The 1,452-nt window shown below is 27.5% G+C and carries 1 protein-coding gene; it reads left to right on the top strand.

Annotation, left to right across the window (positions count from 1 at the left end):
• Positions 1-1,446, top strand: a 1,446-nt coding sequence (locus D8852_RS09855) for an AAA family ATPase (protein ID WP_142999068.1), incomplete at its 5' end; no start/stop codon positions are given.
• Positions 1,447-1,452: the final 6 nt, after the last annotated feature.

Here is a 1,452-nt window from a genome sequence, read left to right as displayed (position 1 = left end):
GATGAGATATCTAAACATATTGAGTGTATAGATCAGATTGTTAAAAGATTTGAGCTTATAATTGAAGAATTAGATTCAGTAGATTTAGATAAAAGAATAGAAGAATCTGTAAGAATAAGTTTGAATAAATCAATAAAAGATTTGAAATCAAGGCTTAATCTAATGATTAATGAACTAAAGACCAAGAAGAGTAATGTATATATGGTATGTGACTTTAATAGTGAACCACTTTTCGAAGCTAAAAATGCTTATGATGTGTCATTATCTGTATACAATGAAGCTTGTGATATGTATAATTTAAGATTTAATAAACTTGAAGATAACATTAAAGAAGCAAATAAACTTAATGATAAATTAGCTTATAAAGAAACAAAAATTTTTTGTAAAGAAGTAGTTAAGAATAGGGAGAAAGTAAATAGAACTAAGGAATCAATAAAAGAGTTAAATGAGAAAATTGTAAAGGATGAGCAGTCGGTAAAAAATACTACTTTGGCCCTTAATAATATTAATAAACAATTAGGTAGAGTATTTTATGAATCTGAACGATTAAAATTAGAACAGGAAGATGGATTTTATTATGTTTTATCTAGGGGAAAAAGAACAAATTTAAGTAGCTTATCTACCGGAGAAAGAAATGCTATTGGTTTGTGTTACTTTTTTTCTATAGTCAATCAAAATCAAAATGTTGAGAATCAATATAATTTACCACTTTTATTAGTTCTTGATGATCCGTTATCTAGTTTTGATCATGAGATTAAATTAGGAATATATAGTCTACTTCGAGGAGAAATTGAGAAAATTGGTCTTGGAAATGAGAATAGTAAGATATTGATACTAACTCATGATAGTGATGTCTATTATAATTGTTATAAAATATTTGAAGATGTCTTAGATACTGATGGGAAGAGAGTTTTTAAAGATAATCAGATTAAATTAAAACAATTGAATGCTATGACTGGTATAGAGACAGCTGAGAAAGAGGAAAACTTCTATTCTACGCAACTTACAAAAATATATGAATTTGCTTGTATTGAGGATGAGGAATGTGATTTTGCAAAAGATTTTTCTCCGTATATTGGTAACGTTATGAGACGAGTATTGGAAGCTTTTTCCACATTTAATTATCAAAAAGGGATCTCAGAGTTAAGTTCGAATGAAGTATTATTAAGTGAATCAATTGATGATAAAGAGGAGAGAGAACTTCTAAAATCTCATATGTATAGATTGCTTTTGAATGGGGAAAGCCACTATTCAGATAAAATTTATGGAATAACTGAGAGAGACAGAGAATTCTTGCTGACCATTAAACAAAAGATTCAAACAGCTAGATTTGTATTGGTTCTTTTATATAGTCTTAATTCGATACATCTTAAATACCAAATCAATAATTTAGATCAAACAATATTAGAAAGATGGAAATCGGATCTTATAGGCAGTAAAAAATAAAGATAC

The organism is Streptococcus mitis (assembly GCF_003942695.1).
Taxonomy (GTDB): Bacteria; Bacillota; Bacilli; order Lactobacillales; family Streptococcaceae; genus Streptococcus; species Streptococcus mitis_BD.
The sequence above is the reverse complement of the archived record's forward strand: the minus strand, read 5'-3'. Positions and strand labels throughout refer to the sequence as shown.